General features: G+C 59.4%; 23 protein-coding genes. 14 read left to right on the forward strand and 9 right to left on the reverse strand.

Going from position 1 to position 22,059, the window contains the following annotated elements; all coding sequences use genetic code 11:
- Positions 1-73: 73 nt before the first annotated feature.
- The 3 genes from AC1DXW_RS22920 (at position 74) to AC1DXW_RS22930 (ending at position 1,909) form a co-directional block, all read left to right on the forward strand.
- On the forward strand, positions 74-847 hold the full coding sequence (locus tag AC1DXW_RS22920; protein ID WP_477753865.1) for a 1,6-dihydroxycyclohexa-2,4-diene-1-carboxylate dehydrogenase: 774 nt from the start codon (positions 74-76) through the stop codon (positions 845-847).
- A 45-nt stretch (positions 848-892) separates the two neighbouring features.
- Positions 893-1,591, forward strand: coding sequence for an alpha/beta hydrolase (locus AC1DXW_RS22925; RefSeq protein WP_477753864.1), 699 nt, complete (start codon positions 893-895; stop codon positions 1,589-1,591).
- Between the two features lie 117 nt (positions 1,592-1,708).
- Entirely contained in the window at positions 1,709-1,909 is a 201-nt protein-coding gene (locus AC1DXW_RS22930; protein WP_477753863.1) for a DUF2188 domain-containing protein, read from the forward strand.
- Between the two features lie 151 nt (positions 1,910-2,060).
- Here AC1DXW_RS22930 and osmE read toward each other — a convergent pair whose 3' ends face one another.
- Both osmE and AC1DXW_RS22940 read right to left on the reverse strand, forming a co-directional pair.
- Complete coding sequence (gene osmE / locus AC1DXW_RS22935; RefSeq protein WP_477753862.1) at positions 2,061-2,411, reverse strand: osmotically-inducible lipoprotein OsmE; 351 nt, start codon at positions 2,409-2,411, stop codon at positions 2,061-2,063.
- A gap of 13 nt (positions 2,412-2,424) precedes the next feature.
- Positions 2,425-2,664, reverse strand: coding sequence for a hypothetical protein (locus tag AC1DXW_RS22940; protein ID WP_477753861.1), 240 nt, complete (start codon positions 2,662-2,664; stop codon positions 2,425-2,427).
- Between the two features lie 268 nt (positions 2,665-2,932).
- On the opposite strand from AC1DXW_RS22940, the gene AC1DXW_RS22945 reads away from it, so the two are divergent.
- The 4 genes from AC1DXW_RS22945 to AC1DXW_RS22960 all read left to right on the forward strand — a co-directional run bounded on the left by AC1DXW_RS22945 (position 2,933) and on the right by AC1DXW_RS22960 (position 6,666).
- The gene (locus AC1DXW_RS22945; protein WP_477760487.1) at positions 2,933-3,268 is read left to right on the forward strand and encodes a hypothetical protein; all 336 of its coding nucleotides are present in this window, start codon (positions 2,933-2,935) and stop codon (positions 3,266-3,268) included.
- A 161-nt stretch (positions 3,269-3,429) separates the two neighbouring features.
- Positions 3,430-4,719: an NAD(P)/FAD-dependent oxidoreductase gene (locus tag AC1DXW_RS22950; RefSeq protein ID WP_477753859.1), complete on the forward strand. Its 1,290-nt coding sequence runs from the start codon at positions 3,430-3,432 to the stop codon at positions 4,717-4,719.
- A gap of 25 nt (positions 4,720-4,744) precedes the next feature.
- Entirely contained in the window at positions 4,745-5,299 is a 555-nt protein-coding gene (locus AC1DXW_RS22955; protein WP_477753858.1) for a helix-turn-helix domain-containing protein, read from the forward strand.
- Between the two features lie 20 nt (positions 5,300-5,319).
- Positions 5,320-6,666, forward strand: a complete 1,347-nt coding sequence (locus tag AC1DXW_RS22960) for a glutamine synthetase family protein (protein ID WP_477753857.1) — start codon at positions 5,320-5,322, stop codon at positions 6,664-6,666.
- A 183-nt stretch (positions 6,667-6,849) separates the two neighbouring features.
- On the opposite strand, the gene AC1DXW_RS22965 is transcribed toward AC1DXW_RS22960, so the two are convergent.
- The 5 genes from AC1DXW_RS22965 to AC1DXW_RS22985 form a co-directional block, all read right to left on the reverse strand.
- The gene (locus AC1DXW_RS22965) at positions 6,850-8,214 is read right to left on the reverse strand and encodes a purine-cytosine permease family protein (protein ID WP_477760488.1); all 1,365 of its coding nucleotides are present in this window, start codon (positions 8,212-8,214) and stop codon (positions 6,850-6,852) included.
- A gap of 5 nt (positions 8,215-8,219) precedes the next feature.
- Entirely contained in the window at positions 8,220-8,897 is a 678-nt protein-coding gene (locus tag AC1DXW_RS22970) for a cysteine hydrolase family protein (RefSeq protein WP_477753855.1), read from the reverse strand.
- A gap of 91 nt (positions 8,898-8,988) precedes the next feature.
- Positions 8,989-9,138 (reverse strand): hypothetical protein, encoded by a 150-nt coding sequence (locus tag AC1DXW_RS22975; protein ID WP_477753882.1) that lies wholly within the window; start codon positions 9,136-9,138, stop codon positions 8,989-8,991.
- 145 nt (positions 9,139-9,283) lie between these two features.
- The gene (locus tag AC1DXW_RS22980) at positions 9,284-10,327 is read right to left on the reverse strand and encodes an LLM class flavin-dependent oxidoreductase (protein ID WP_007982502.1); all 1,044 of its coding nucleotides are present in this window, start codon (positions 10,325-10,327) and stop codon (positions 9,284-9,286) included.
- Between the two features lie 99 nt (positions 10,328-10,426).
- Positions 10,427-10,912, reverse strand: a complete 486-nt coding sequence (locus tag AC1DXW_RS22985; RefSeq protein ID WP_477753854.1) for a flavin reductase family protein — start codon at positions 10,910-10,912, stop codon at positions 10,427-10,429.
- A 324-nt stretch (positions 10,913-11,236) separates the two neighbouring features.
- Between AC1DXW_RS22985 and AC1DXW_RS22990 the strand changes: the two genes are divergently transcribed.
- Positions 11,237-12,643 (forward strand): purine-cytosine permease family protein, encoded by a 1,407-nt coding sequence (locus tag AC1DXW_RS22990; RefSeq protein ID WP_477756190.1) that lies wholly within the window; start codon positions 11,237-11,239, stop codon positions 12,641-12,643.
- Between the two features lie 144 nt (positions 12,644-12,787).
- On the opposite strand, the gene AC1DXW_RS22995 is transcribed toward AC1DXW_RS22990, so the two are convergent.
- Positions 12,788-13,408: a glutathione S-transferase family protein gene (locus AC1DXW_RS22995; protein WP_477756191.1), complete on the reverse strand. Its 621-nt coding sequence runs from the start codon at positions 13,406-13,408 to the stop codon at positions 12,788-12,790.
- Positions 13,409-13,667: 259 nt separating this feature from the next.
- Here AC1DXW_RS22995 and AC1DXW_RS23000 point away from each other — a divergent pair, with 259 nt between their 5' ends.
- On the forward strand, positions 13,668-13,979 hold the full coding sequence (locus AC1DXW_RS23000; protein ID WP_477756192.1) for a cache domain-containing protein: 312 nt from the start codon (positions 13,668-13,670) through the stop codon (positions 13,977-13,979).
- 146 nt (positions 13,980-14,125) lie between these two features.
- On the opposite strand, the gene AC1DXW_RS23005 is transcribed toward AC1DXW_RS23000, so the two are convergent.
- Positions 14,126-15,613 (reverse strand): aldehyde dehydrogenase family protein, encoded by a 1,488-nt coding sequence (locus tag AC1DXW_RS23005; protein WP_477756193.1) that lies wholly within the window; start codon positions 15,611-15,613, stop codon positions 14,126-14,128.
- 861 nt (positions 15,614-16,474) lie between these two features.
- Between AC1DXW_RS23005 and AC1DXW_RS23010 the strand changes: the two genes are divergently transcribed.
- The 5 genes from AC1DXW_RS23010 (at position 16,475) to AC1DXW_RS23030 (ending at position 22,058) form a co-directional block, all read left to right on the forward strand.
- On the forward strand, positions 16,475-17,143 hold the full coding sequence (locus AC1DXW_RS23010; RefSeq protein WP_150752413.1) for a haloacid dehalogenase type II: 669 nt from the start codon (positions 16,475-16,477) through the stop codon (positions 17,141-17,143).
- A 36-nt stretch (positions 17,144-17,179) separates the two neighbouring features.
- Positions 17,180-18,454 carry an NAD(P)/FAD-dependent oxidoreductase gene (locus AC1DXW_RS23015; RefSeq protein WP_477755194.1) on the forward strand — a complete coding sequence of 425 codons (1,275 nt, stop codon included), beginning with the start codon at positions 17,180-17,182 and terminating at the stop codon, positions 18,452-18,454.
- 85 nt (positions 18,455-18,539) lie between these two features.
- The gene (locus tag AC1DXW_RS23020; protein WP_477755195.1) at positions 18,540-20,186 is read left to right on the forward strand and encodes an ABC transporter substrate-binding protein; all 1,647 of its coding nucleotides are present in this window, start codon (positions 18,540-18,542) and stop codon (positions 20,184-20,186) included.
- A gap of 46 nt (positions 20,187-20,232) precedes the next feature.
- Complete coding sequence (locus tag AC1DXW_RS23025; RefSeq protein WP_477755196.1) at positions 20,233-21,189, forward strand: ABC transporter permease; 957 nt, start codon at positions 20,233-20,235, stop codon at positions 21,187-21,189.
- Positions 21,186-22,058, forward strand: a complete 873-nt coding sequence (locus AC1DXW_RS23030) for an ABC transporter permease (protein WP_477760489.1) — start codon at positions 21,186-21,188, stop codon at positions 22,056-22,058. Before AC1DXW_RS23025 ends, AC1DXW_RS23030 begins: the two co-directional genes overlap by 4 nt.
- The last annotated feature ends 1 nt before the right edge of the window (position 22,059 follow it).

A 22,059-nucleotide genomic window follows, 5' to 3' on the forward strand; every position in this document is an offset into this window, starting at 1 on the left:
GCCCCATCGCGAGCAAGCTCGCTCCCACAGGCCTTGTTTCGTCCGGGGTGCCAATTTTCGTCATGAGGTACACATGAACAGATTTCAAGAAAAAGTCGCACTGATCACCGGCGCTGCCCAAGGCATCGGGCGACGGGTGGCCGAGCGTATGGCCGCCGAAGGGGCGAAGCTGATCCTGGTGGATCGCTCCGACCTGGTATTCGAAGTGCAGCAACAACTGGCTGCGACCACCCAGGTATTAGCCCTGACCGCCGACCTTGAACAATACGAGGAATGCTGTCGGGTGATGCAAACCGCCGTCGAGCGCTTCGATCGCCTCGACGTGCTGGTCAATAACGTCGGCGGGACGATCTGGGCCAAGCCGTTCGAGCACTATGAAGCCTCGCAGATCGAGGCCGAGGTTCGCCGTTCGCTGTTCCCGACCTTGTGGTGTTGCCATGCCGCGCTGCCGTTCATGCTGGAGCAGGGCAGCGGGGCGATCGTCAACGTATCCTCCATCGCCACCCGCAGCCTCAACCGCGTGCCCTATGGCGCGGCAAAAGGCGGGGTGAATGCATTGACCGCTTGTCTGGCATTCGAAACCGCCGGTCGTGGCGTGCGGGTCAACGCCACTGCACCTGGCGGCACCGAAGCACCGCCGCGACGCATACCCCGCAACGGTGCCGAGCAGAGCGAGCAGGAAAAGCTCTGGTACCAGCAGATCGTCGACCAGACCCTCGACAGCAGTTTGATGAAACGCTACGGCACCCTGGATGAGCAGGCGGGGGCTATTCTGTTTCTGGCCAGCGACGAAGCGTCCTATATCACCGGCATGGTCATGCCCGTGGGCGGCGGCGATCAGGGCTGAGGCGAGCGACAGACAACCCCATCCGCAAACAACGGAGTCATGGTGATGAGTGACAAACCCACGATCGTGCTGGTCCATGGTTTTTGGGGCGGCGCTGCCCACTGGAACAAGGTCATCGTCAAATTGCTCAGCCGGGGTGACACGAACATTCGTGCCGTCGAGTTACCGCTGACTTCGCTGGCCGAGGATGCCGAGCGTACGCGCAAGATGGTCGCCCAGGTGCCGGGGCCGGTGCTGCTGGTGGGGCATTCCTATGGCGGTGCGGTGATCACTGAAGCGGGTGATTTGCCGAATGTGGTGGGCCTGGTGTATATCGCCGCATTTGCGCCGGACGCTGGTGAAAGCCCCGGTGGCATTACCCAACGGCATCTGCCAGCGGCGGCGGCCAACCTGGCGCCCGATAGCGACGGTTACCTGTGGGTCAAGCCAGAGCTCTATCACGAAAGCTTCTGTCAGGACCTGCCGGCGACCGAAGGGTTGGTCATGGGCCTCACCCAGAAAGCGCCGCTGGCGAGTACCTTCGGTGACACTATTGGCACGGTGGCCTGGAAGAAAAAACCATCGTGGTATCAGATTTCGACCGGGGACCGGATGATCGCTCCACAAAACCAGCAATGGATGGCTGAGCGGCTGAACGCCCGGGAGATTCTGACCTTGACTGCCAGCCATGCGTCCCTGGCGTCGATGCCCGCCGAAGTGGCGGCCTTGATCGACAGGGCAGCGACGGCGTTGGCCAAGGGTTAGGGTCCAAGTGCAACCGGATTCGGGAATCTTCATGGCGATGTCTGGTCGGTATTTTGGAGAAGGGTGGGTGTAAGGTAAGCAAGTCAACCTGATATCACTGCCCAGGAGGAGGTGACTATGAGCGTTCCGATGCTGAACAAAATGCACATGAATGGCTATGAGGTACTCAGAGTGAGCAACGGCCCCTGGCGGGTATGTACCCAGGGTGACCGACTGGCTTCATTTGACAGTCGGGAAGAAGCACTGGCGTTTGCCGCGTCGCTGCCCGGCTACAGGGCTCGTGCTGGCAGGCCTGCGCGTAGCCATCAAGCAAAGTGAAGTCCAGCCCGAGGCCCCGGTTCTCCGGTAATCTCTTGTAGGAGCGAGCTTGCTCGCGATGAACCTGAGTGCATCGCGGGGTGTCAGGCTTACATCGTCTTCGTTGACGACCATCGCGAGCAAGCTCGCTCCTACAAAGTCCTTAAGGGCGCTAGTAGCCGCCGCCTCCGCTGGGGCGGGAGGGTTCTCGGGCCTTTTGTTGCATGTGGCTCCATTCCGCGCACGTCATAAAGCTTTTGTGGTCGACCATGCCCCGGCCGTCAAAGCTGACATTGTAAGTTTGTTGATGGCCGGACTGAGTCAGTTTGTAGTCAAAGCACGTACCGGGTTCGACGGTACGATCAGTGACCGCCAAGGGCTGGCCGCCGATTTGCCGGACTTGCTCCTGGCTCATGCCGGTGTCGACTTTCGCAACCAGCGGCTGCTCCTGGTAGATCGAGTTGGTGCTGCAGCCTGCCAACGCGGTCAGTGCGACGACCAGCGTGAATAGAGGCCTGTTCATGGCAGCGCTCCCGCTATTGAGCCTTGTTGCGGCTAATGACCTTGGCTTTCACTTCCTCGGCATAGCCGGACAGTTTTGCTTCATCACCCTGAAACAAAGCACACAGTTTCTGAACGGCTTGTGCGTCGACGTCGTTCCCGAGCAGGCGCAATTGCTGCTCGATGCGCAACAGCTCCACAGCCGACCAGCGCAAATCTGACGCAAGCCCTTGCAGATCACGCCGAAGTTCCTGTTCCGATTCGTTAAGCCACATGACGACCTCCTGAACTCTTCACTCCGGAATTTTAGACCTGTTTACCGGGCCGGATGTTGTGTTCGTCTGAATCAGCGGGGTTTCCTTTGGTCGGGAATTGAAAGTGAACGAGAAAATACGCTGTCCTGCCCAAGAAAGATGGATGGCTTATCCGAACGCAAGGAACTAAACGAGGGAAGCGATATCAATGACTGTCGCTGAATCGTTGGGGCTGGATGTAAGGACGACGGCAAGCTACATTTTCTTTTTTCGAATTTGAGGAAGCAGCATGCGGATGTTGATGGGGGGAGTCGCTCTGGCATTGCTGGCCGGGTGTTCGTTGCCGGCGTCGCTGGTACCGGGCGAGCCGAATGTCAGCAAGCACAGCACGAAGGCGCCAAAAGAGTATGCGGCGTGCGTTTTGCCGGCCTGGCAAAAGGAAGTAGCGAATACCACCCAGGTTTCGATATCCAACGGATACCGCATCACCGCGCCCAGCGTGATCACGGCTGACGAAGTGCTGGATATCGTGAAGTACAAGGACGGCAGCCGGATATCGCTGTATCAGGGGCCACCTTGGGCCAAGTCCGGCGACCTGCGCAAAATCGTGCGTGATTGCTTGTAAGCGCGAGAGAGTGAAAATCGGTCGCCGACCGTTTTTCGCCGAATCGAGAAAAAACCGGATGTCTGGTGTGCATCCGGTTTTTTTTGCGCGCCATTTGCCTGCGTGAAATTTACCGTGTATTTTTTCATGAAATTATAAATAGAAAATTTCATGAGGCTTGCATGTTTCAGCAGTCCGACCAACACGTTGCCAGCTATTACGCCCACACCTGCGCCGATCGTCTGGTCAATCGAGCCGCACTGGAGGGTGAGCAAGACACCGAAGTGCTGATCATCGGGGCCGGTTTCAGTGGTTTGCACACGGCTTTGCGCCTGGCGCTGGCCGGCAAGCGCGTGACCTTGCTCAAAGCCAGCCGGGTGGCCTGGGCCGCTTCGGGGCGCAATGGCGGGCAGGCGATTCTCGGTTGGTCGTGCGACATGCCACCGTTGGAAGCGGCGCTGGGTTACGAACGGGCGCGGCGACTGTGGGACGGCATGCGTTGGGCCGCACGCGAGTTGCGTGATTTGCCCGGCCGCCATGGGTTCGATTGCGACTACCGCGCCGGCCATCTCTGGACTTCGGTGATGCCGCGTCGGGTCGGACTGCTGACGGAGTGGCAACACGAGGCCAGCCACAAGTGGGGCCACGACAAACTGCAATTGATCGAGCGCAGCGATTTGCCGCAGTGGGTTGCCAGCGAGCGTTATCAGGCCGGCCTGTTCGATCCCGAAGGCGGGCATTTGAACCCGCTGAAACTGGCCCTCGGCCTTGCCGATGCAATCGAGCGCGCCGGTGGCCGCATCCACGAGCAAAGCAAGGCGCTGAGCTATGGCGAGGAGGGCGACGGGTTTGTGGTGACCACCGAGCGCGGTCGTATTCGTGCCAATGTGCTGGTGCTGGCGTGCAACGCCTACCTCGACCGGCTCGACCCGCAACTGGCGAGTTGCGTGTTGCCGGTCGGGACCTATCAGGTCGCGACTGCGCCGCTCACCAAGGACCAGGCCACGGCGCTGCTGCCGAGCAATGTATGCGTGACCGACAACCAGTTCGTGCTCGATTATTTCCGCCGCACCCCGGACAACCGCCTGCTGTTCGGCGGTGGTTGCACTTACCTGGGCGGGATGCCGAAGGACATCGCCGCGGCGACCCGGCCGTTCCTGGAGCGCGTGTTCCCGCAACTCACCGGCGTCGATCTGGAGTTTGCCTGGGGCGGACACATTGATCTGACCCTCAAACGCACGCCGGATATCGGACGGCGCGGCGATCTTTACTGGATGCAGGGGTATTCCGGGCATGGCGTGTTGCCGACACTGGCCGCGGCGCGGGCGGTGTCCGACGCGATCCTCGGTCAGCCCGACGAGTTGTCCCTGTACCAGGGCCTGAACAACGGCAGTTTTCCCGGCGGCAAATACCTGGCCGCGCCGCTGGAAGCCATCGGCAAGGCCTGGTATCGACTGCGCGACAGCATTTGAAGCGACACTTTCTGGAAGCCTCAAGATGGACATGCAAGAAGAAATCTCGGCGCTGGCGATCCTGATCCAGGACCTGCGCAAACACAAAAAGTACACCCTGAAGGAACTGGCGGACAAAATCGGTCGCTCCGTGGGTTTTCTGTCCCAGGTCGAGCGCGGCCTGTCGCGCCCGACGGTAGCGGACTTGACCGCCATCAGCGAAACCCTCGGCGTGCCGACCACCTATTTCTACAGCCTGCCCAAACCCATGGCCTTGTCCTGGGTCACCCGCCCGGACGAGCGCCGCACGCTGTACTACGCCGACGGCATCACCGACATCCTCGTTTCGCCAAAAATGCGCGCGTCCTTTTCGATGCTCGAAAGCCAGCTCGAACCCGGCGCCAGCAGCGGTGACCGACACATGAAGGACAGCTCGGAGCAGGGCGGTTACGTCCTGGAAGGGCAGTTGACCCTATGGCTCGGCGACAACGAACCGGTGACCCTGCATCCCGGCGACAGCTTTCAACTGGCCAGCCATGCGCACTGCCGCTACGGCAACCGGTCCGACCAACTGACCCGCGTGCTTTGGGTTTACACCTGATAACGACAAGGAACAAATCGATGGATGCTGTGTGCTCTGATCTGCTGGCCGAGGTTCGCAACTTCCGCCACTGCAACCCCGAAGTGCGTTACGTCGACCTGATCTCCCTGGATATTCCAGGGCATTTCTACGGCAAGCGCTACCCGATCGAGATGCTGGAAAAAGTCGCTGCCGGCAGTGCACTGAAGCTGCCGCAAAACTGCGTGCTGCTCGGCACCCAGGGCGGGCTGTTCAAGATCGGTGATTACTGCTTCAACGATGGTGACCCGGACGCGCTGCGCCGTTTGGTGCCCGGCACGCTGAAGCTGGTGAGCTGGGAAAAACAGCCCTTGGGCCAGATGCTGATCACCTCCGACGGCACGGAAAAACCCATCGAATTCGAACCCCGTGAAGTGCTGGCGCAGGTGCTGCAACGGCTCAAGCGCAAGGGCATTCATCCGGTGGTGGCCTTCGAGCTGGAGTTTTACCTGTTCGACAGTCACCTGAAGGACGGCTTGCCGCAGTTCCCCCGTGATGCGTTGACCGGTGATGCCGACGATCAGCCGAACATGCACATCGAACGCTTGTCGCGCTTCGCCCCGGTACTCGATGAAATGGTCGAGACCGCGCGAGCCCAAGGCATCGATGCCACGGTGATTACCGCCGAACTCGGCCCGGGGCAGTTCGAAATCAACTTCGGCCATTGCGATGACGGCCTGCGTGCCGCCGACTGGGCCGCCCTGTTCTGCCGCAGTACCCGGGGCGTGGCGCTCAAGCACAACTACCGCGCCAGCTTCATGGCCAAACCCTACCTGCAGCACCCCGGCAGCGGCATGCACGTGCATGTCAGCCTGTATGACCAGGCCGGCAACAACCTGCTGGCGGCGAACGGCCAGCGGGCGCTGCGCCATGCGGTGGCCGGATGCCTGGAGGTGTTGCCGCACTGCATGCCGATCTTTGCTCCGAACCACAACGCCATGCGCCGCTTGAGCGCCACGGTGAACGTCGCGTCCCGCGCCAGTTGGGGCTTCGAGGATCGCGATGCCTGCTTGCGCATTCCGGAGTCGGACATCAAGAACCTGCGCATTGAACATCGCCTGGCGGGCGCCGATGCCAACCCCTATCTGGCGTTGGCGGCGATTCTGGTGGGGTTGGAGCAAGGCCTGGAAGGGGAGCGCGAGCCGATTGCACCGCTCAACGAAGACCGCAGCAGTGGCATCGATTTTCCGTTGGAAATGCTCGAAGCGGTGCAGGCCATGCAAAGTCATTCAGTGCTGCGCGAAGGCTTGGGGGCGGAGTTCGTGGACGTCTACTGCGAAAACAAGCGTCAGGATCATCTGGCATTTCTGCATGACATCAGCGCGCGGGAGTATCGCTGGTTCCTGTAGTTGCCCTTTGAAAACATGTGGATATTGAAGGGGTTAGAACGTTTAGTAACTGGATGGTGAATAAAAATATCTTGTTACAGGCCGAAATATTCCGTAATATCCGCGCCGCGTTCACCACCACGGTTTATGCATTTTTAAATCCCGGGCGTCCATCAGCTGCCTGGGATTTTTTTTGCCTGAAAATCAGTCGGCTGCTGACTCCATCATCGGCGCTCGCTTGCCGAGCTTCATCAGCCAGTAATAACTCAACGCCGGCACTACCAACCCGACGATCCACGTCAGATCCACCCCGTCCAGCGCCGTGGCCACCGGGCCGACGTACAGCGTGGTGTTCATGAACGGAATTTCCAGGGCAATCGCCAGCAGGAAACTGCCGCAGGCGATCCGGTTGACCCGTCCGTAGATCCCGTTCAGGTCAAAGATGTCGTCAATCCGGTACTGGCCTTTGCGCAGGCAGTAGTAGTCCACCAGATTGATCGCCGTCCACGGGATCAGGAAGTAGCTCATGAAGAAGATGAAGTTGAGGAAGAAGTTGATGAAGTCGTCCTGACTGATGGTGCACAGGGCCGTGGCCACCAGGCTGATCAGCAGCATGAACACACCGCGTACTCGCGGGGTCACCTTGAGCCGGGCGAAAGGTTCGATCACGGTGATGGTCGACATGAACGCGCCGTACAGGTTGAACACGTTGATCGACACCTGGCCGTAGACGATGAAGGCGAACAGCAGCACCGCGCCAGCGCCGAACAGACCGGCGACATGCCCGCCGACGTTACTGGAGAAATCGCCGATACCGACACTCAGGATCGCCCCGAGAATCATCATCCACGCGCCACCGCTGACCGTGCCGGCATAGCTGTACCAGAATACCTGGGCGGTCGGCGTGCTGCTTGGCAGGTAGCGCGAGTAGTCGGCGACGTAAGGCGCGTAGGACAGTTGCCAGGTCACGGCGATGCTCACCGCGACCAGGAACTTCGACAACGAGAAGCCCGTTGGCAGCCATTGTTCGGCCGGGATCGGCAACTGCAAGGCGAGCACCGTGGCCGCCACGAACACCACCAGCGACAGAATCGACAGCAGCTTCTGCAAGCGGTGAATCAACCGATAGCCATAGAGCGCGACGACGAAGCACAACGCGCCGATCAGGTAGATATTGCCGGACATCGGCAGCGGGCTGACGGACTCCAGTGCCTGGGCCGCGAGCAAGGTGTTGCTGACGAAGAAGCCCAAGTAGATCAGCATCACGAACAGCAGCGGCAACACCGCCCCCAACACGCCGAATTGCGCCCGGCTCTGGATCATTTGCGGAATGCCCAGCTTCGGTCCCTGGGCCGAGTGGGAGGCCATGAAAATCGCCCCCAGCAACGAGCCGATGATGATCGCCAACGCACTCCAGAACAGGTTGAGCCCCATCACCACCGGCAACACGCCGGAGGCGATGGTGGTGATGTTCATGTTGGCGCCGAACCAGATATAGAACAGCGAACCCGGCTTGCCGTGGCGTTCGGTCTCGGGGATGAAATCGATGCTTCTTTTTTCAACTTGCATGGCGATCACTCCTGAGTCCGGACGAGACGGGATTGCAGACGGGCGATGGTGCTTTGCAGCTCATGGGGCTGGTGGGCAAACAGGTCCGGACGCTCGGGGATCAGGCTGATGTAATCGCGGTGTTCCAGGTCGCGCTGGCACTCGGTCGTGGTGAGGATTTCCAGTGCGTAGACCCAGTTGGCCATGATCAGCAGGGCCGAGTAATGCCCGGCCTCGGTGGTCGTGGTGCAGGCATCGCTGACCAGGCGCACGCGATAACCCAGGGCGAAGGCATCGAACACGCTGGTGAGCACGCAGACGTCGGTCAGCACGCCGCAGACGATCAGCGTGTCGACCTCCATTGCCTTGAGTCGGGCGTCGAGGTCGGTGCGGTGAAAGGCACTGTAACGGCCCTTGTCGATGATCAATTCACCGGGCTGCGGCGTCAGCGACTCGATGATTTCCACTTGCCGGGTGCCGGCGCGGTAACTGCCGGGGCCACCGTCGGCGGCCAGAGGTTCGCCTCGGGGCAGGTCACTGCCGTCGGCCTGATTGACGTGGCGGGTATAGATGACAGGCATCCGCTGACGGCGGACGGTATCGAGCAGGGCGGCGGTATGGGCGACCACCCTGTCGAAGTTTTCCAGGACGAAGCCGTCCTCCTGCTGCATGTCGATGATCAACAGCGCGTTGTTATTGTTCATTGGGCAAACCTGATCAAAGGCGAAACACGATGCACCGCACGCGCCATGCAATGGCGAGACGCGGGGTGCGTGATTGGCTGTTCGGGTGGGCTCAGTGAACTATTTGCCAGAAGCCGTTCTGCTTGGCCGAAACGCTGGCGCGCAGGCGCTTGAAATGCAGGTGCGAAGCGGTCCATTCACCGCGCAGGTAAGCCCGCGCGGCGCCGGAGGGAAGGGCGAGTGGTGGGAGACGACCAGTCATCATTGGAATCGACCCCTGTAGGAGCGAGCTTGCTCGCGAAAAACTCTGGACAACGCGGTCATTCAGATGGCGCGCGTTATCGTTAGCGTCCATCGCGAGCAGGCTCGCTCCCACAGTTGAGGTGTGCTGCAGCAGGACGGCGCAATCAGCGGAACGCTGGCACCACATGCTTGATGAACAGTTCCAGGGATTTTTTCTTTTCCGCGTGGGGCAGGCTGTTATCGCACCAGAAGCTGAATTCGTCGACCCCCAGTTCCTGGTAGTACTTGATGCGCGGAATGATTTCTTCCGGGGTGCCGATCATGGCGGTCTTGTGCAGGCTTTCCAGCTCGAACTCAGGGCGACCGGCGAATTTCTCTTCCGGGCTCGGCGCGAGGAAACCGTTGACCGGGGTGGTCTTGTTGCCGAACCAGGCATCAAAGGTGCGGTAGAACTTCGAGATCGCCTTGGCCCCGACTTCCCAGCCCTGTGGATCGTCAGCGGTGTGCACGTGGGTGTGACGCAGCACCATCAATTGCGGGCGCGGCACGCCAGGATTGTTGTCCAGCGCGGCCTGGAATTTGTTCTTCAGGTCGAGGACTTCTTCGTCGCCTTTCATCAGCGGCGTGACCATGACGTTGCAGCCGTTGGCCACGGCGAAGTTGTGCGAGTCCGGGTCGCGGGCGGCGATCCACATCGGCGGGTTCGGCTGCTGGATCGGCTTGGGCACGCTGGTGGAGGTCGGGAACTTCCAGATGTCGCCGTCGTGGGCGTAGTCGCCGTTCCACAGTGCGCGCACCACCGGAACCATTTCCCGCAGCGCCTGGCCACCGGAGGATGCCGGCATGCCGCCGGCCATGCGGTCGAACTCGATCTGGTAGGCACCACGGGCCAGACCGACTTCCATGCGCCCGTTGCTGATCACGTCGAGCAACGCGCATTCACCGGCCACCCGCAGCGGATGCCAGAACGGCGCGATGATGGTGCCGGCACCGAGGTGAATGGTGGTGGTCTTGCCCGCCAGATAAGCCAGCAACGGCATCGGGCTTGGCGAGATGGTGTATTCCATGGAGTGGTGTTCGCCGATCCATACGGTGCTGAAACCACCGGCCTCGGCCATCAGCGTCAGCTCGGTCAGGTCTTCGAACAACTGGCGGTGGCTGACGCTTTCGTCCCAACGTTCCATGTGTACGAACAGGGAAAACTTCATGACGCTTACCTCGGATCTATTGTTATTGGCCCGTCGGCGCAGGGCATTGATGATTGTTGGTATACCATAATACTGGATAGCTGCAGCCGAAATGTCAAATCAGGCCAGAACGGGCAGGGCGCCCATCTTGCCGTGGCAATACACAAGTGGCCCGCTGCTCTGTTGGGGCACGATCAGGTTCTTCACCGCGCCGACCATGATCGCGTGATCACCGCCTTCATATTCGCGCCACAACTCACATTCGATGACCGCCGTGGCGTTGGCCAGAATCGGGTTGCCCAGTTCGCTCAACGTCCACTCGATCCCCTGGGCCTTGTCCTTGCCTTTGCGCGCGAAAGCATAGGCTTCGTTTTGCTGGCCGCCGGAAAGCACGTGGATGGCAAATCGTTTGTTCTTGATCAGGACCGGGTAGGAATCGGAACTGTAGTTGGGGCAGAACAGCACCAGGGCCGGGTCCATCGACAGCGAGCTGAAGGCGCTGGCGGTCAGGCCGACGATTTGCCCGTCGTCATCCAGGGTGGTGATCACGGTCACTCCGGACGGGAACGAACCCATGACTTGTTTGTAGATGGCGGCATCGATCATTGGACGGTCCTCGGGTGGTGTGACGCGTTTTTTATGTGCTTGTAGGTCTGATGGTATACCGTAATACATCTATTGCAAGGTCTTTTTAGGTGAACCGATAAACGTAAGGCTTTCGTCGGAAACCCAATGATTACGGGGCTTTCGGCTAGCCAGTGCTGGCGTGATTCGGGCAGGATGCCGGCTCAGATGCTTGTTCAAAGACCGGATCAGTCTTGTTTAAAGTTTGGAATACCATAATATGGTCGTCATCTGAGGGGCGGCCAGAGAGTCCCCCCGGTTTGGCTTCATACAAAGATAAGAACAGACAAACTCGAGTTCATGCACATGTCCCAGATGTCCCGGCAAGATCCGTTGATCGAGAACCACACGGTCGACTACGTTCCACTCGCAGAGCGCCACGGGAAGGCCCGCGATCTTTTCACCTTGTGGTTCAGCACCAACATCGCGCCACTGCCCATCGTCACCGGCGCGATGGTGGTCCAGGTGTTCCACCTCAACCTGTTCTGGGGCCTGCTGGCGATTGCCCTCGGGCACATGGTCGGCGGCGTGGTGATTGCGCTGGCGTCGGCCCAGGGGCCGTGCATGGGCATTCCACAGATGGTGCAGAGTCGTGGCCAGTTCGGCCGCTACGGCGCTCTGCTGATCGTGTTCTTCGCGGCGTTGATCTACATCGGTTTCTTCATTTCCAACATCGTGCTGGCAGGCAAATCGATTGTCGGCATTGCGCCGTCGGTTCCGGTGCCGGCCAGCATTCTCATCGGTGCCCTCAGCGCCACCGCCATCGGCGTGATTGGCTACCGCTTCATCCATACCCTGAACCGCATCGGCACCTGGGTGATGGGTAGCGCGTTGCTCGCTGGCTTTCTCTATATCTTCGCCCATGATCTGCCGGCGGACTTCTTCACCCGCGGCGGATTCAACCTGTCCGGCTGGCTGGCCACGGTGTCGCTGGGCATCATCTGGCAGATCAGCTTCTCACCCTACGTGTCTGACTACTCGCGCTACCTGCCGGCGGATATCGGTATCACCCGTCCGTTCTTCGCCACTTACCTGGGGGCGACCCTGGGCACGATCCTGTCGTTCACTTTCGGCGCCGTGGCGGTACTGGCAACCCCGGAAGGCACTGAGGCGATGGCGGCGGTCAAGCAGTCCACCGGTTGGCTGGGGCCGATCCTGATGGTGCTGTTCCTGCTCAACATCATCAGCCACAACGCCTTGAATCTGTATGGCGCGGTGCTGTCGATCATCACTTCGATCCAGACCTTCGCCAGCCAGTGGACGCCGAGCATCAAGGTGCGCGTGGTGTTGTCGGGCATCGTACTGGCCGGTTGCTGCGTGGTGGCGCTGGGCGCTTCGGCGAACTTCATTTCGCAGTTCATCGGCCTGATTCTCGCGCTGTTGCTGGTGTTGGTGCCGTGGGCCTCGATCAACCTGATCGACTTTTACCTGATCAAGCGTCGTCGCTATGACATCGCTTCGATCTTCCGCGCTGACGGCGGCATCTACGGTCGCTTCAATCTGCACGCGATCATTGCCTACTTCATCGGCATCATCGTGCAGCTGCCATTCGCCAATACGTCGCTGTATGTCGGACCGTACGCCAATCTGGTGGACGGCGCGGACCTGTCATGGCTGGTGGGGCTGGTGGTGACGTGTCCGTTGTATTACTGCCTCGCTACGCGAAGCCAGGTGCAGGAAAGCCGTTCGGTGAAGTTCGGCTACACCGACTGATCTATTGGAATGCCGCACTTTGTAGGAGCGAGCCCTGCTCGCGAAAGACTCAAGTACGGCGCGTTTAACCGGTAAGCACGCGTTATCGTTGACGTCCATCGCGAGCAGGGCTCGCTCCTACATAAGTGTCAGCACATCGACCACTCAGGCATCCTTGAACGCATTCAGGCCGCGTTGTACCGCCGGCCTGGCTTCGACCGAGTCGAACCAGCGCGATAGTTGCGGAAGCTCTTTCCATTCCAGTCGATCACGGAACGCTGTGGCGATGGTGAACGCCGAAATGTCGGCCATGGAGAACTGCGCTCCGGCCATGAACCCGGCAGTCAAAAAACTTTCCGCGTAGGTGAGTTGCTCGATCACCCGCAGATCGATGATCGCCGCCGCCTTGTCCTGCCCCGCCTGGTGCAGAAAAAACGCGGCATGGCTGGGGGCGATGACATCGGTCACGAAAAAGAAATAGCGGTCAATCACCCGGATACGCTCAGGTCCGGCCTGCGCCGGCGCCAGTCGTCCCGGCGCCTTGGCATCGGCGTACTGGATGATGGCGTTGGACTGATTGATGACCAGCGCCGGCGTGGTCCCGTGGTCGATCAGGGTCGGGACTTTCCCGGCCGGGTTCAGCGCCAGGAAGGCCGGGCCACGGTGTTCCTGCGCATACAGGTCGAGCCTGCGTGCCGTGTAGGCGATGCCGGATTCTTCCAGGGCAATTGCGGCCCGCAGACTGTTGCCGGTGTTCGCGCCGTACAGTTCGATTTGATCGTTCATGGGTCATTGCTCTTGTCGGGACACAGGCAGCCACCGAACACTGCCAATCATGTCAGTATGATGAAAATCCGCCGCACTGATATTCAAAAAACAGTGACCGTCCATACCCCAGCGCGACAAGCCTTATCCCTCCACGAAAACTACTTTCACTGCGTTTGATAATAGCCTCTCGAAATGTTTTAAGCGTTTCACAAGCCATTCAGTCAACCCTCACCTCGAACTTCCGATGCGCATGTCACTCATCGGGTCCTGACTGGCGGTGAAACCTTCAAATAACGATAAGCGGTTCACCCAGGAGGATCTTTATGCCTTCGTGGTGGACTTGAAAACCCAACGGTTTGTCGCTCACGGCTTTTCGTCCCGGTTGATCGGCACCGACTTCAAGTCACTGCGTTCAGTCGACGACAAGCCTATTGGCGAGGACATCCACAAGCAAATGAGCGCCCATGAAAAAGGGGAAATTGCTTACCTGTGGCGCAACCCCATCACTGGGCAGAACGAATACAAGAGGACTTTTTTGCAGCGGGTGAGCGGTTACGTCGTGGCGGTAGGCTGCCATGCGATCAAGTAATCCGACAGGGACCAACAGCAACCACCGCAAGGAGTGTGAGATCGGTGTTTTCTGCTGGCGCAACAAGCGTTCGCGACCGGTCTGCGCGATGGGCGTCCGCATCGGCGGCTAGCCGAATTGGACGGCACCGAACATTTGAATGAGTTCTACGTGCGGGAAGTACTATCAAGTGATCCGCCAAATCCAATGATTGCCTTGGTTTCCAGGTATTCCTCCAAGCCGTAGACACCATACTCACGACCATTACCAGAACGTTTGTAACCACCGAATGGAGCCATTGGATTCCAGGCGGGGTAATTCAGATGCACTTGCCCCGCGCGGATACGAGAGGCAACTGCACGTGCAAGATCAAGGTTCTGAGACTGAACATGGGCGCCCAGGCCGTATACCGTATCGTTCGCGATAAGGACCGCCTCATCGATCGTCTCATACGGAATGATGCACAGCACCGGCCCGAAAATTTCTTCTTGGGCGATCCGCATTGCGGCATCTACGTCGGAGAATACTGTCGGTCGAGTGTAGAAGCCCTTCTCATAACCCGGTACACGTCCTGGTCCGCCGCAAACGAGTTTTGCGCCCTCACTCAGACCAGCTTCGATCATGGCTTGCACACGATTGAACTGGGCCTCGTTGGCAATGGGACCGAGCACCGTAGCTTCCGATTGCGGATCACCCACGATGATCGCATTGGCGGTTTCGGCTGCCAGCGATTCAACCTCCGCCAGCCGGTCCTTAGGTACGATCATTCGTGTCGGGGCGCTGCACGATTGTCCGACGTTGCGCAACGCTGACATCACGCCCAGTGGGACGGCTTTGGCGAAGTCGGCGTCGGGAAGCAGAATGTTCGGGGATTTTCCTCCAAGTTCTTGTGTAACCCGCTTCACCGTATGGGCGGCCGCCTGTGCGACCAGCGCGCCCGCGCGGTTGGAGCCGGTAATCGAAATCATATCGATATCAGGGTGCGCAGCCATCGCTGCGCCGACCTCGGATCCACTTCCGTTCACGAGGTTGAAGACGCCTGGTGGAAGGCCTGCGTCATGGACCAGTTGTGCAAAAAGAAGGGCGCTCAGAGGCGACAGTTCGCTTGGTTTGAGGACCACAGTGCATCCGGCAGCAATAGCAGGGGCGACTTTCGCGGTGATTTGATAAAGCGGCCAGTTCCACGGAGTGATGAGACCGCAGACGCCTATGGGTTCGCGTTCAATCGCGGTTCCACCTTCAACCGTCTGGAAACGATAAGTGGACAGCAGATCGCGGGCGACCCGAACGTGTTCGGCCGCGAGAGGCACTTGCATTGCCCGGGCGGAACCGATGGCAGCGCCCATTTCGAGAGAGAGGGCCTGCGCGAGCACTTCTTTTCGCTCAAGGATGAGCTCATGGATCTTTCCAAGGACAAGCGCGCGTGACTCTGCGCAGGTAGCAGACCAACCAGGAAACGCTGCGCGCGCAGCAGCTACTGCCCGATCAACATCCGCGGCGGAGCCTTGCGCGACCTGCGCAACGACCTCTTCAGTTGCCGGATTGACCACCGGCAAACTTGCCGGGATTGCCGGGGAAGACCAACAGCCATTGATATAAAATTTCTGAGCCGTTTGCGGATCAATGCTGTAGCTATTCGAAGATTGTATTGTCATCCAACTGGCTCCCTAGAGCGGTAACAGGCACTGCAAGCAGCAGAGGGCGGTCTGGCTCGCGACCTTGCAAGGTCGCTGAAACAAAGATCAAGCCGAACGTGGAAATCACCAGAACATCGCCGTGGCGACCAGGACATCGCTATGCCGGGTCTTCTCAATAAGCTAGCAAAGCGTGCCAGATAAAATGTGCTGTTCTTCAGGTTTGCAAGGGAGAATCTGCCGTATCTGTCAGGCTGACTTTGTATGAGAACAAGTTGAACCGATTTCGTTAGTAAACCTTCTGATAGACCGCTCAGTGAGACCATTCCTGGTCAGTGCGTTCGTAGGCACATCGGTGGCGGTGATGGGTCATATAGATAGGCAGGTGGGGGCGTGGTGATGCATCGTGCGATGCGCCGCCTTTGTAGAGCTGTCGCGACGCGTACAGATGTTGTTTTGACCGGTATGTCACGGCTATCGCTAATAGAAGCAAGGTTGTCCCAGCGCGCATTGACGCTTGATTGGCCCCGCCTCACCTCGCAGCACAATCAGCGGGCGCGCCTCAGAAAATGCCCTCGTTCTCCTTCCGTCAGCCATAAATACTGCCGCACATTGCATTGTGCGTGGCTTGCCAGCGCACCATAAAAGCCCGCAAAGGCGTAGAAACAGGGGGTGGAGCGCCCGAGTCTGGAGCGTCCCGCAAAGTCTGCTGAGCAAGCCCTGCAAAACGGTGGTTTGTACCAAGCAGCCTATACTTTTAACAGTTTATGCATGGTCTCTTGGTGTTGTAATAAATCCGTGATGCAGCGTTGCACCGATGCTTCCAGAGCGGAGTAACTGCTTGCCCCGTCATGACCTCAACAATCATTAAGGACCGCACTCATGAGCTTTCTTCGACCCAAGTTTATTACCTTTGACTGCTATGGCACGTTGACCAACTTTCAAATGGGAAACATGACGCGCGAACTGTTCGCCGATCGTGTCCCTTTTGAGCAAATGGATCAGTTCGTCAAGGACTTCTCCGCCTATCGTCTGGATCAGGTGATGGGTGACTGGCGGCCGTATGATGAGATCATCAAGACCGCCCTGGCGCGCGTCTGCAAGCGTTGGGGTGTCGAGTACCGGGGTGAAGGCCAACTCTACTACGACGCCGTACCGACTTGGGGGCCACATGCCGACGTACCGGCCGGCCTGGCAAAAATCGCCGACAAGATTCCCTTGGTGATTTTCTCCAACGCGATGGACGAGCAGATCATGTCCAACGTCGACAAGCTCGGCGCTCCCTTCCATAAAGTCTTCACCGCCCAACAAGCCCAGGCCTACAAGCCGCGCCTGGCCGCCTTCGAGTTCATGCTCGATAACCTCGGCTGCGGGCCTGAGGACGTTCTGCATGTGTCCTCGAGCTTCCGTTACGACCTGATGCCGGCCAACGACATGAAGATCAAGAACAAAGCCTTCGTTGCTCGTGGTCATGAACAGCCGGCGAATGCCGTTTATGGCTACCACCAGATCCCGGATATCGGCGCATTGCCCGGGTTGGTCGGTCTCTAAGTCTCAAGGCACTCTTCAAGGCAAAAGGGGTTAGACATGGGCAGTGAGTCCTATTGGCTCGATACCGCACCGCAATTCACCGGTGCACAGCTCGGCGCATTGCCCGGGCAGGTCGATGTGGCCATCGTCGGTGGTGGTCTCACTGGCCTGGCCGCGGCCCGAGCCCTGGCCTTGAAGGGGGCCAGTGTGGTGGTGCTGGAAGGAGGGCGGGTGATTGGCGAGGCTTCGGGGCGCAATGGTGGCCACTGCAGCACCGGCGTTGCCCAAGACTACGCGGCACTCAGCGCCAGCCTCGGCGCTGATAAGGCGCGTGCTTATTACCAAGCCTATGAAAGCGCCGTACAGAGCGTCGTTTCATTGGTGGAGCAGGAGCAGATTGCCTGCGACCTACAGCGCAATGGCAAGCTGAAGCTGGCCGCCAAACCGATGCATTACGAAGGTTTGGCGCGCACCTGCGAATTGATTCGGCGGGAGGTCGACGCCGAGGTCGAGTTGCTCTCTCCAGAAGAAGCCCGTGCTGAAGCCAACTCGGCCCAGTTCCATGGAGGCATGCTGCAGCGCAACGGCGTGCAGATGCACGTTGGGCGCTTCGGTGTCGGGTTGGCCGAGGCGGCAGCACGTCACGGCGCATTGATCTTTCAGGGCGTGTCAGTGACGGATTGGAAGGCCAGTGCCGGCGGCTATCAGGTCAATACCACCAAGGGCTCGCTACACGCCACGCAGATTCTGCTGGCCACAGGCACGTGCCAGCAGGGCGGATTGGGCTGGTATCGGCGGCGGATCGTGCCGGTGGGCAGTTTCGTGATCGCCACCGAGGTGCTACCGCAGGCCCTGATCGACAGCTTGCTACCGGCACGGCGTTCCTATGTCACCAGCCGCATGATCGGTAACTACTTCCGCCTGACACCGGACAACCGCTTGCTGTTTGGCGGTCGTGCCCGGTTTGCCATGTCCGACAGCATTTCCGACGCCAAGAGCGGCAAGGTATTGCAGGCGGCGATGGTCCAGATGTTTCCGCAACTGGCTAGCGTGAAGATCGATTACTGCTGGGGTGGCCTGGTGGATATGACCTCCGATCGGTTACCCCGCGCCGGGCAGCATGGAGGGGTTTATTACTCCATGGGTTACAGCGGTCATGGGGTGCAAATGTCGGTGCACATGGGGCAGGTCATGGCTGAGGTAATGGCCGGTAAGGTCGAGGCCAATCCGTGGCGCGAACTCGATTGGCCAGCCATTCCCGGGCATTTCGGAAAACCCTGGTTCCTGCCTCTGGTGGGGGCGTATTACCGCCTGCAGGACTACCTGCACTGAGTTCATGGTGTTGCTTTACGTTTCAACCACGCTGCGCTTAATCAGCAGCACTTGAGCCTGATCATTGACGAAAGGTAGGACTGACATGACTGACAAAAAAAATAATATCGACTCCCAGCTGATCACCGGTGAAGAAAGTCTGCGCGTTTTCGAAGGGCTCAATCGCGGCATGTCACGCCGCAATGCATTGCAGATGCTGGGGTTGGCCGGGGTGGCTGTCGCGGGCGCCAGTAGTCTGTTCGGCGCCGCTGGCAAGCTGTTTGCCGATGATGAGGCTGCAAGCCCTGGCAAAGGCAAGCCCGGCGGTCGTATCCGCGTCTCAGGCTCGTCCAGTTCCACCGCCGACACCCTGGATCCGGCCAAAGGTTCAGGCTCCACCGACTACGTGCGCCATTACATGTTCTACAACGGTCTGACGCGTTTCGACAGCCATATGGTGCCGCAACTGGAGTTGGCCGAGCGTATCGAAACCACTGACGCCACGCTCTGGGTGATCAGCCTGCGCAAGGAAGTGACCTTCCACAACGGCAAGGCGCTGACCGCCGCCGACGTGGTGTTTTCGCTGTTGCGGCACAAGGATCCACTCACCGGTTCCAAGGTCCTGCCGCTGGCGTCGCAGTTCGCCGAGGTCAAGGCCGTCGGTACCCACGAAGTGCAGATACAATTGAGCGGCCCGAATGCTGAATTGCCGTCGGTTCTTGCCGTCTCTCACATGTTGATCGTTCCCGAGGGTACGAGCGATTTCAGCCAGGGCATCGGTACCGGTCCGTTCAAGGCCAAGGAGTTCCAGCCCGGGGTGCGTTCGATTGCTGTGCGCAATACCAATTACTGGAAACCCGGCTTGCCCTATCTGGACGAGATCGAATTTATCTCAATTGCCGATGAGTCGTCACGGATCAACGCCCTGTTGTCGGGCGACGTGCACATCGTCAACGAGGTTAACCCGCGCTCAACGGTTCGCATCAAGGCCAGCCCCAAGCATCGGGTCGTGGACTCGCCGTCGGGTAACTACACTGACCTGATCATCCGTCAAGACCAGATGCCGGGCCAAAGCCCGGAGTTCACCCAGGCCATGAAATACTTGATGGACCGCGAGCAAATCAAGTCGGCGATATTCCGTGGCTACGCCCGGGTTGGCAACGATCACCCGATCGCACCGGGTGCGCGCTTCTTTAACGCCGACCTGCCACAACGTGCCTACGATCCGGAAAAAGCCAAGTTCCTGCTCAAAAAGGCCGGCATGGAAAGCATCACGATGCCGCTGATGTGCTCGCCGGCCGCGACCGGTTCGGTGGACATCGCCGTGCTGTTGCAGCAGTCAGCCAAAGAGGCTGGACTCAAGCTCGACGTCAACCGTCTGCCGAGCGATGGCTACTGGTCCAATCACTGGGCGAAGCACCCGCTGAGCTTCGGCAACATCAACCCGCGCCCCAATGCCGACATGCTTTTCTCGCAGTTCTTCCAGTCGACAGCACCCTGGAATGAATCCGGCTGGAAAAACGAACAGTTCGACCAGCTGTTGGTACAAGCCCGAGGTGAAACCGACGAGGCCAAGCGCGGCAAGATGTACGCAGATATGCAAACCCTGGTGCATGAGCACAGCGGTATCGGCGTGCCAGTGTTCATCAGCAACATCGATGCCGCCGATCAGCGAGTCAAGGGCTACGGCACCAACCCTCTAGGCGGTTTCATGGGGTACATGTTTGCCGAGCAGGTCTGGCTGGACGCTTGATGAAAGTCGGGTTTTTGCTGCAGCTACATTGCATGAGGATAGGGTGATGAATAGCAACACACTGTGGTTGATCGGCCGGCGCTTGGGCACGGCGATCGTGACCTTGTTGATTGTGTCCATGGTGGTGTTCGCCATCACGGCGGTGCTGCCGGGAGACGCGGCACAACAGTCTCTGGGGCAATTCGCCACGCCCGAGCAGGTGGCAGCCTTGCGCCTGAAAATGGGGCTGGATCAGCCCGGTGTGTTGCGTTACCTGCACTGGTTGATGAGCCTGCTTGGCGGTGACATGGGGCAGTCGGTATCCAACGCCATGCCGGTCCGCGACTTGATGGCCGGGCGTCTGCCCAACACCCTGATGCTGGCGGCCGCCACGGCGCTGGTATCAGTGCCGGTGGCGTTGATTCTGGGCATCGGTTCGGCCATGGGCCGGGGCGGGCGCATCGACAGTGTCCTCAGCTTTTTTACCTTGACCATGGTGGCGGTGCCAGAGTTTCTGGTTGCGACCCTGGCGGTGCTGATTTTCGCGGTGAACCTGGGTTGGTTGTCGGCGTTGTCCTACGCCAGTGACATCACGTCACCCTGGCAATTCATGCGCACTTACGCCTTACCGGTGATGACGCTGTGCTGCGTGATTGTCGCGCAAATGGCACGCATGACCCGGGCGGCGGTGATCGATCAGCTCGACAGCCCTTACGTGGAAATGGCCCGGCTCAAAGGTGTGAGCAAGATCCGGATCGTTCTACGCCATGCCTTGCCCAACGCCATCGGGCCCATCGCCAATGCCATCGCCTTGAGCCTGTCTTACCTGTTGGGCGGGGTGGTGATCGTTGAAACGATCTTCAACTACCCCGGCATCGCCAGCCTGATGGTCGATGCCGTGACCAACCGCGACATGGCCCTGGTTCAAGCCTGCACCATGTTGTTTTGTACGGCGTATTTGACGTTGGTGCTGATTGCCGACCTGTGCGCGATTCTTTCCAATCCGAGGCTGAGAAATCAATGAACAATCTCATTGTGAAATCGCCGGCTACTACCAAATTGGCGCAGGGCAAGGTTTCCCACGGATCGTCCTGGCTCGGCCTGATCGGCGCTGCGATGTGTGTGATCTGGTTGCTGGTGGCCATCTTCGGCCCATGGCTGGCACCGCATCCGGTGGGGGAAGTGGTCTCTGATAATGTCTTCGACAACCTGAGCGCTGCTTACCCGTTCGGCACCGATTACCTGGGTCGCGACATGCTCAGCAGGATCCTCGTCGGCGCACGATTCACCGTCGGCCTGGCCTTGGTGGCGGCGGTGTTGGCCAGCGGTCTGGGGACCAGCTTCGCGTTGCTGTCGGTGGTGTCGCCGAAGTGGCTGGATGAGTTGATCAGTCGCTTGATGGACGCCTTCATTTCGATCCCCAGCAAGATGCTGGCGTTGATCATGGTCTCGGCCTTCGGCTCCTCGGTCACCTTGCTGATCTGCACGGCGGTATTGAGCTTCACCCCGGGTGCATTCCGCATCGCCCGCAGCATGGCGGTGAACATCGAAGCGCTGGAATATGTGCAAGTGGCCCGTACTCGCGGCGAGCGTCGGCTGTACATCGCCTGCGTGGAAATCCTGCCGAACATGCTCAACCCGGTGCTGACGGACCTGGGCTTGCGCTTTGGCTTCATCGTGCTGCTGCTCAGTGGCATGAGTTTCCTGGGGCTGGGTGTGCAACCGCCGGATGCCGATCTCGGGTCGCTGGTGCGCGAAAACATCGGTGGTCTCAACCAAGGGGCACCGGCCATCGTGATTCCGGCGTTGGCCATCGGCACCCTGACCATCGGTGTGAATCTGTTTATCGACCGACTGTCGTCGCGACGTAGTCGACGTTCGGGAGGTCATTGAA

It is taken from the genome of Pseudomonas sp. P4_C4, from assembly GCF_056402055.1.